The sequence below is a fragment of the Pseudomonas sp. FSL R10-0399 genome, from assembly GCF_009600165.1.
Classification (GTDB): Bacteria; Pseudomonadota; Gammaproteobacteria; order Pseudomonadales; family Pseudomonadaceae; genus Aquipseudomonas; species Aquipseudomonas helleri.
Genome location: NZ_WIWK01000175.1, coordinates 1 through 7,946 on the forward strand (window position 1 = coordinate 1; position 7,946 = coordinate 7,946).

The window sequence follows — 7,946 nt, forward strand, 5'->3', positions numbered from 1 at the left end:
ATGGGCGCGGATCAGCTCCTGGTAAGCCGCTGAGCAGTACTGGCTGCCGCGGTCGCTATGCACGATCACGTCATTAGGCTGCCTGCGTCGCCACAGCGCCATGTGCAAGGCATCGCAAACCAAGTCGGCCGTCATGCGTTCGTTCATGGCCCAGCCGATCACCATCCGTGAATACAGATCGATGACCACTGCCAGATACAGCCAGCCTTCCTCCGTATGCAGGTAGGTGATGTCACCCACCCATTTCTGATTTGGCGCAGATGCCTTGAAATCCTGCTTGAGCAAGTTCTCTGCCACTGGCAGGGAGTGCTGAGAATTGGTCGTGGCCTTGAACTTCTTGGCGGCCTTGGCACGCAGTCCTTGCCGTTGCATCGAGGCGGCTACCGTCTTGCGATTGCAGGGTAGGCCGGCTTCCCGCAGGTCGTGGCACAGCCGTGGAGCCCCGCTGCGGCCCTTGCGTGCGCTGTATGCCTGAGCGACCTGCCGATCCAGTTCGGCTCTTCGCCGCTGGCGCATTGACGGCCTGCGAGAGCACCAAGCGTAGTAACACCGCTGCGGGCAACGCCCAACACGCGACACATGGCCTGGATCGAGAAATGCGCGGTATGAGTCCTCATGAAGGCGTACTTCACTTGAGGTTCTTGGCAAAGTACGCGGCGGCCTTTTTTACGATGGCCAGCTCCTCGGCGTGCTCGGCCAACAGCCGCTTGAGTCGGACATTCTCGTCGGCCAGCGACTGCTCGCGCTCGCTGCCGGCCTGAGTCTGGTGCTTCTTGCTCCGCCAGCCGTAGAGCTGGGAAGCATGCAGGCCGAGCTGTTCGGCAGCCTTGCTGACGCCAATGCGGTCGGCCAAAGCCAGCGCTTCGTCCTTGTAGGCTTGGGAATGGCGGGTGCGGGTCTGTTTCATTGGGGTTGCTTGTCTTGCCATGATTCACCTCGTTGCAGTTTATCGCTTAACGGGGTGTCCACTGGGACTGGGCAAGATCACCCGGTTATACAGGGCAAAGAAGCTACCTTCTGGCACATGATTTCCGAAGGCAACGACGAGGCGGAACGCCTACCCGACTTGCGACGTTGTGAGCGCATTCGCTGGCCAAGGCCGATTATCGAAAATGCTGCGGACGCCGCGCTTAAGATCTGGCGCGAACCGAAGGGTTCAGGTCATCGCGTGCTGATCTGGTTTGCCGAAGCTGAATACTTGGTGGTCTTGGACGAGCGCGAGGACTATATCCTGCCGTGGACGGCATACCCGGTTGAGCGGGAGCATCAGCAAAGAAAACTGGAAAGGCGCTGGGAGCGGTATAACGAGGGGAATTAGGCTGGCCGCGCCCTCCGCAGGAGGACGGGGCCGTTACTCCTTCTACGCTTACACCCGAAGGCTGGTAGATGAGCTGATGCGAACAGTAAGTCTTACCGGCCTCGATTTCAAGTAACGTTACGTTAATTCAGACGACTGTCGCCTAGGCTGCGACTGCCACCTCTTCCGGTGCTCAAGCAGGTGCCCTAGGGTCCGCCCCCCCCCGGCGCATTGTACGAGCGGATATAACGATACAAAGTAGTCCGCGAAATGCCATAGCGGCGGGCCACGTCTCCAGCCTGTATCTCCGGATCTCTGAGAAGCGCCCGTATCTCACGTATCTGGCGATCATCCAGCGCAGGCTTGCGCCCGCCTTTTCTCCCACGGGCACGAGCCGCAGCCAATCCTGCACGAGTTCGCTCTCGAATGAGGTTGCGCTCGAACTCCGCCAGGGCAGCGAACACGTGAAAGATTAACTTGCCGGCAGCACTGGTGGTTTCGATTCGTTCGGTAATGGACTCGAATGCCACCCGTTCCCGCTCCAAGCTACCAACAATCCCAACCAAGTCGGGCAGAGAACGACCGAGACGGTCCAGTCGCCAGACAACCAGAGTGTCGCCACTACGCAGAGCTTTGAGGCAATGCCCCAGCTCCGGTCTATCCGCTGACTTCCCACTCATGGTCTCTTCGTAAACCACAGAGCACCCAGCCAGGGCAAGTGCATCTCGCTGCAGGGCGAGATTCTGATCATCAGTCGAAACTCGGGCGTACCCAATCCGCTTTCCCATACATTTTTCTCACACTGATTTCGGTACGGGAAAAGTGACAGGAAAGCGGTAAATCCCAAGCCCAAAAGATCATCTGGAATAGGTGTGCCATAAACGACCGTTTATTGGACGGATGCGCTCGTCAATTTCAGGCGCTGAAAGCGACCAAAACCGAACCCCAGAATATTTTTCCTCGCTCAACATTTCCTTCAGCAGCTCAGCACCTGAGCTGAATGGAGGAATGACCATGAAGCAGAGTTTCCACGCACATTTTGATCGGGACTTGACCAAGGCCGGTTCGGCAATTCTCAGGGAGGCAGTCCGGCGCGGGCTTCTCAGTCAGCACGAGGCCATGATCCACGACCAGCAATGGGCGCAGTTTAGTGCTTATGCCAACGAGTCTCATGAGGTAGACATCTTGGAATTCGTCAATAAAAAATTGGTGAGGGAGTACGGGGAAGAGCTCTATATCCAGACATACCAAGGAAATCTCCCACTGCAAAGCGTGTCGGGCCTGCTTGAGACTGTATATGTAGTGATGGGCTTCGCAACTAATGGGCACTGGAAAGGCGTAGCGGCTAACGTCGGTAGCCGTCTTGGCTTTCCAAGCTATGCACGGATTACCGTACCGCGCAGTCTTGACCGTACTAAGTTTGAAGCCGCGATGGTGGATATTCAGGCTCTCCACTCAGAGCAGCTAGCAACATTAATCAGGTCAGTTCGATACCTCGGCATGTCATTGCTTGAGGCTTTTTTCTTCGACGCAGAAGATGCTCACAAGGACGCCGAAGAAGAAAACATCTTTTATGTGTTCAGCAAAGATAAACATGAGCATCGGATCATTAATATCTCTGCCCCTGAGCAAATTGTAATTTTGAAGAAGGCCGCGGCATTTCAAAAACTTCAGGGCAGCAGCCACGCGACACCAGCAGCTTGGCGTACATGGAAATTAAAGAACCTACCTGCAGCTCAAGAGCTTTTACTTTCTCACGGACTAAACATTGATGATTGTCGCGCGGCATATGCCTGCGAGCTCTACTGGCGATTGTCTGGTCACCACGCCCCGATTCTTGGGGGCAAAGCTCCCCAAGATGAGGATCTGGAGTCCCGGAATCACGTCGCCTACGAGCTCGGGAATATGCGTATCTGGGAAACTGATGCGTACGTTGGTGCCCGAGCCAACCTGAGGAAGGAAGCCGCCGGTACCAATCGCTAAGCCATCACACCGCAGATTTGGGATTAGATCAGACGCCCTTAACCTTGGCAGGGTTCGAATTAAAGGAGTCAGGGAATGGATCGTTTTGAATTGCTTGTATATGCCGTGCTTGCCGTCATCAGTGCGCTGACTATCGCAGGTGTAATTGGCTATATGGTCGCAGCGTACCTGGACAAGAAGCACGGCGACGATTGAGCCTTCAGCGGAACGGCCAGATACCTGCAACAAACTGTCCGCTGCCCCTTGGCAGCGGGCGCTTACCCAAATCCATCGGCAAGGCACACTACCGCTGCGATACGCAGTATTTTCCCAAGCCTATGAGGTCATGGGATGACTTCGGAAGGGTTGTCAATTTCCGCACCCTAGCGAAAGTGACCGGAGCGCCGAAGCATTTAGATCTGCAACATGCACGCCCTCCGTGTGGCGAGCTAGCTTGCCGAGTACGCTAAAACCCGTGCGCGGACTCATGGGCAGCATCTCATCTTGGGTTTTCCGAAAGCTACCGGAGAGTGTTTAGCGACCTCATCTAACCGGAGCAGCACCATGGAATTTCGTCACCTTGGTAACGGGCAGTACTTCCCACCTATTGCACCAAACGGTCGGATTTACGCTGTACCTCTTGGGCAGGATACCCAGGTAGAAATTTTCTGCCTGGCCCCAGTAGGCATCATGGGCGCGGGCATCCAATTACGCTGGTCAGAAATCGTTGGTTGTTACTACGACGACGAATCATGGGAGATCATCCCGCGCAACTACTCGGGACGAGGGATGCGCTTCCGCAGAGGCCTATCCTGCATCATGGTGATCGCAGGCAACGAGGCTCTCACGACCCACATCCAGGGCTACCCCATTCCCATCTGCGTAATGAACCGCATTGCATTCGAACAGCAGCGAGGCAGCCACGGGTAGCGCGTTACCGTCACCACCCGCTGCGCGACACAGGTACCAACAGGAACGGCACCTACCAATGTTTATTTTATGAAAGTGAAGCCTTTCACTACTAATACAGATCAAAGCTGGGCGGCAGACTTGGTCGTAAGCGTCACTGCTAATAGCAAATACGGCCTCCGCCCCCGCCTGAATGGGCCTGCTGGCTGACAGCGAGTAGATTTAGCGCCCTACACTGCTTATAGCCCGAACCCGTCGCCTTCCCTGATCAAGCGCAGCAATATATCTCGCCGTAGTTCACTGCTGATACGAGAAAGCCCCGCCAGAGCAAGCTGAACGGGGCTTTCGGGATTTACAATCGGGTCAAATCTGTTCGGCACTGCTTATAGGTACTCAGCCGCTACCCTCCCGAATAGAGGTCGCCATGATTAAGCGCTTGGTATCTAGACAGCTTCTTCTCATAAGCGACCAACGTCCGACGTAGCTGACGATTCTCGCTCGCAACGCGGCGAATCTCTGCAAGCCGCCCCTCAACTTGCAGAACGAGGTGACGGTATGGGTATTCCACAAACTCAAACGAGGAAGCCGGGTATTTATGTTTGCCATTCCCCTTGGCAATAGTCAGGGGCGCGAATTTGTTTTTTTGTCCTTGCAGCGGCACCAGTTTGCACCAGTAGATCGAATACGCATTCGGGCTCGTTTGCTTGATTGAAACGGCAGCCACGACAGATTTGACCCCGGTCTTTTTGTACAGCTTCATGGACGCATCCACATAGCTTGCTACCAAGCATCTCGCGTCCGTAAGCAACTGCTCGTACTGCTGATCCAACAGGGTGACTATCGTTTGTGCTTCTTTGCTCATGACGAAGGCTCTCTTCTTTGTAAGAGCCAAATGGTGACCGATCGCTGAGCACCCAGGATTCGATTTCAGACCGTTCTACCGTCGGAAATCTACGGAAAGTGGGCGGACTGGCTCAGGCTGTGACCCAGCTTCGCATGAGATGACGGACGGATGACGACATGTCAGTCGCAGAAAAACATAACGTGCAAAGGATGCACGATAGATGACGGCGGCAGCCTTGACCCTGTGCGAAACAAGGTCGACATGTTAGAAGCAAATGACAGCGAGCGGGCGTGTATCCCTGCCAAGCTGCAACTGGCCAATTTCTGCCAGTTACGAAAGGCAGAAATCGGCCTGAAGCAGGCATTCAAGCTTCCTAATCCGACCAGTCGTCCGCGCCGTGACTGTATCGGGCTTCGGCAGTTCACAGCGCCATTGCGTGGATCGCAATAATAAAGCAGGCGCCAGTGGCCGTCTCGTGAGGCTGGCCGCTGACGCAAGCTTGAGTTGCATGGCAGTTACGCGAGATAAAGTTCCTTCGTCAGGAATTCATCTGTGGTGCTGATGAAATCCTCTAAGACAAGGTTGACTGCATCAAAGATCTTCCCCAGCTCACCATTCTTGATCCCCTTGCCGGCGTCAGAGAGGGAGAGCTCTCCATGAGCGATCTTGTTTCTCTTGTTTTTGACGGTCAGCACGTGTTGAGTTATTCCTCGAAACTGAGGTGGCTTCATACCATACTCATCGGCTATCTCGCCTAATCGCCTCGCATCCAGGTTTCCAGAAAATATGGTCTTCCTGTTGAGGAAGTCATGAATCGATGGAAAACGAAGGTCTTCAGCCAGGATCTTTTGCTTCATGGCTTCTACCTTCGATGCGTCCTTCAAGTCGGCTGATCGGCCTTTTCCGAAGCTATACTCCAACATGCGTTTCTGAAGCTTTTCCGTAAGTTCGCTGTACTTCCGAAGTCCAAGCCGGTAGTGTACTTTCTCAAGTGTGGCGTAGGCCGTAGCTTCGATGTTGTTATACAGTGCCACGAAAAAGCTCGCCTTTAGGACAACGACCACCTCAATTTTCCCCCGCTGATCCGACACTTCCTCAATGTGGGTAAACAGTCGGTTGATCGAGACGTTGCGTTCAAGGAGGTCTGACGTAACTCCTTTCATGACCCTAGGCCCTGACCGAAAGGGCAAGAATGCGGTCTTTGATATGGTTGATGCGCTTATTCAAGTTTTCCGAGGAGTGCGTGCGATATTGACCGGTTACTGACTTGTTGAAGTCTCGATCCTGCAGGAAGTATCGCACATCAATTTTCTTCGGAAGCTTGAGGTTGGGGGCTTCCTCAAGTGCGAGATGGCACCCAACGGAAACTGCTTCGAAGAAAATGCGGGATACTTCTTTTCCTGCACTTTTTGAGAACCCAAATTCAAAGTTTTCTGTCACGAAATCGATCATGCGGTTAAAGATAAACAGTTTGTGTTGCTCTTCCTCTTTGCTGAAAGTTTCACGCTTCCCATCCATGTAATCGTCCAGCGCTTTGCTAACACTTCTCGAGAAATCAGCGTACTTAGGGCGCATATCGATGAGGGCGAAGAATCTCAGGACAAGTTCTTCATGCTCTTGGCGATTTTTCACGGTTTTAGAGAGGATGATGGAATCGCGGAATTCTTGATTGGTCGCGCATTTTATGTAAATAAAATCTGTGAAAGGCCCGCGATAAATACCTTTCCGGGTTTCCATATTACGGAGGATGTCGCTGCCCTTGTTGATACGCTCAAAGAGGTCGTTCTTAACTTCCTCAGTAGCATTTTCAGAAAGAACTATTACGGTGATGGTCATGTTGTTGAATTTGCGTTTCCTCGAAACGTCAAAATCATCATATGACATACCGTTGAGTTTGGTGACCTTTTCCAGGCTTTCCAGTGTCAGCTCGTTACTTAGGAAGGCGCTCAGAGTTCTTACGCGCTGCGAGCCATCCACAATCTCGAGGCGGCCATCTTTGTTTTCTGCTACAAAGATAGGCGGAATGGGTAGGCCAAGGACGATCGACTCGATCAGTCGAGATTGTCGTGATGTGTCCCAGACAAAATCTCGCTGGTAGTCTGGTACAAATATCTCGTTCTCATTTTCATCAATCTTTTCTAAGTACTTTTTAACAAGAATTTCGATAGTAAAATCTTTACTATCATAAGCTACGGCTTTTTTTAGTTCAATTATCTGATCTTCAACGTCGTTCATCACGCATCCTTGGTCATGGAGAGTCACACTTGCCGAGCTTGAAGATATCAAATAGCCATATCGCCGTCGAGTATGCAGCGGACAATTAGCTTTTTCAGAAGAGGTATCTATCTGTGACGCATCGGCTTCGAGGTTTTTCTTTGAGGCGAAGTTAATTTCCTACGGATTCCTAGGCGCCACGACCGGCTGCTGTGGGTCGGGTGTCGCCGGTCGCGACAGACAAAAGTCGACCCAAAGCGGACTTTTCCAAGCAATTGTTACTCAGCCGCACGCAAGATCTTACGAAAAGCGTTGGTAACTTTCCGTGCAGCGGCTTGAGGCAGGGTGCCCCCTTCGCCAATCAGGAAATTGAAAAGCTTTTGGAGGCAGGATTGATCGGAGCGCCAATTATGCTAATTCCAAGGCAGATCAGAAGCATCATCGAATGTCTTTTCAGTAGCGGCGGGGTTGTCCGGCACGTGCTCGGGAAGGGGCGAGCTGGATCTTTTGAATGATTTGTTGAATTCAATGGCTGCGGGCAGATTGCTGGGATCAAGGTAAGCCGCCTCTCCGAGCAATCCGCCCAGTTTGTATTCCAGCTCCTTTCTTGTTAGACCGTAATTGTTTTTGCCGGTGGCAATAGCTGGGCGGTCTCAAGGAGCAAGTGCAACAGTCAGTTAATTTTCTGAGCTTGCTAAGCGAAACAATCCCGCTTCCAAA

The 7,946-nt window shown here is 52.8% G+C and carries 7 protein-coding genes and 1 pseudogene; 3 read left to right on the forward strand and 5 right to left on the reverse strand.

Features of this window, described 5'->3' with window-relative positions; genetic code table 11:
* A pseudogene (locus GHO41_RS27760) lies at positions 1–928 on the reverse strand (IS3 family transposase); the annotation flags it as partial.
* Between the two features lie 96 nt (positions 929–1,024).
* Here GHO41_RS27760 and GHO41_RS27765 point away from each other — a divergent pair.
* On the forward strand, positions 1,025–1,318 hold the full coding sequence (locus GHO41_RS27765) for a hypothetical protein (RefSeq protein ID WP_153435202.1): 294 nt from the start codon (positions 1,025–1,027) through the stop codon (positions 1,316–1,318).
* A gap of 185 nt (positions 1,319–1,503) precedes the next feature.
* Here the strand turns inward: GHO41_RS27765 and GHO41_RS27770 are convergent, their stop codons facing one another.
* The gene (locus GHO41_RS27770) at positions 1,504–2,085 is read right to left on the reverse strand and encodes a recombinase family protein (RefSeq protein WP_153435203.1); all 582 of its coding nucleotides are present in this window, start codon (positions 2,083–2,085) and stop codon (positions 1,504–1,506) included.
* Positions 2,086–2,311: 226 nt separating this feature from the next.
* Between GHO41_RS27770 and GHO41_RS27775 the strand changes: the two genes are divergently transcribed.
* Both GHO41_RS27775 and GHO41_RS27780 read left to right on the forward strand, forming a co-directional pair.
* A complete protein-coding gene (locus tag GHO41_RS27775) occupies positions 2,312–3,280 on the forward strand; it encodes an integrase (protein ID WP_153435204.1) in 969 nt (322 codons plus the stop codon).
* 543 nt (positions 3,281–3,823) lie between these two features.
* Positions 3,824–4,189, forward strand: a complete 366-nt coding sequence (locus GHO41_RS27780; protein WP_057005465.1) for a hypothetical protein — start codon at positions 3,824–3,826, stop codon at positions 4,187–4,189.
* 379 nt (positions 4,190–4,568) lie between these two features.
* Here the strand turns inward: GHO41_RS27780 and mobI are convergent, their stop codons facing one another.
* From mobI to GHO41_RS27795, 3 genes are all read right to left on the reverse strand, one after another.
* Positions 4,569–5,030, reverse strand: coding sequence for a conjugative transfer protein MobI(A/C) (gene mobI, locus GHO41_RS27785; protein WP_057005466.1), 462 nt, complete (start codon positions 5,028–5,030; stop codon positions 4,569–4,571).
* Positions 5,031–5,527: 497 nt separating this feature from the next.
* Positions 5,528–6,175, reverse strand: a complete 648-nt coding sequence (locus GHO41_RS27790) for an MAE_28990/MAE_18760 family HEPN-like nuclease (protein ID WP_057005072.1) — start codon at positions 6,173–6,175, stop codon at positions 5,528–5,530.
* A gap of 4 nt (positions 6,176–6,179) precedes the next feature.
* Complete coding sequence (locus GHO41_RS27795; protein ID WP_057005073.1) at positions 6,180–7,247, reverse strand: DUF262 domain-containing protein; 1,068 nt, start codon at positions 7,245–7,247, stop codon at positions 6,180–6,182.
* Positions 7,248–7,946: the final 699 nt, after the last annotated feature.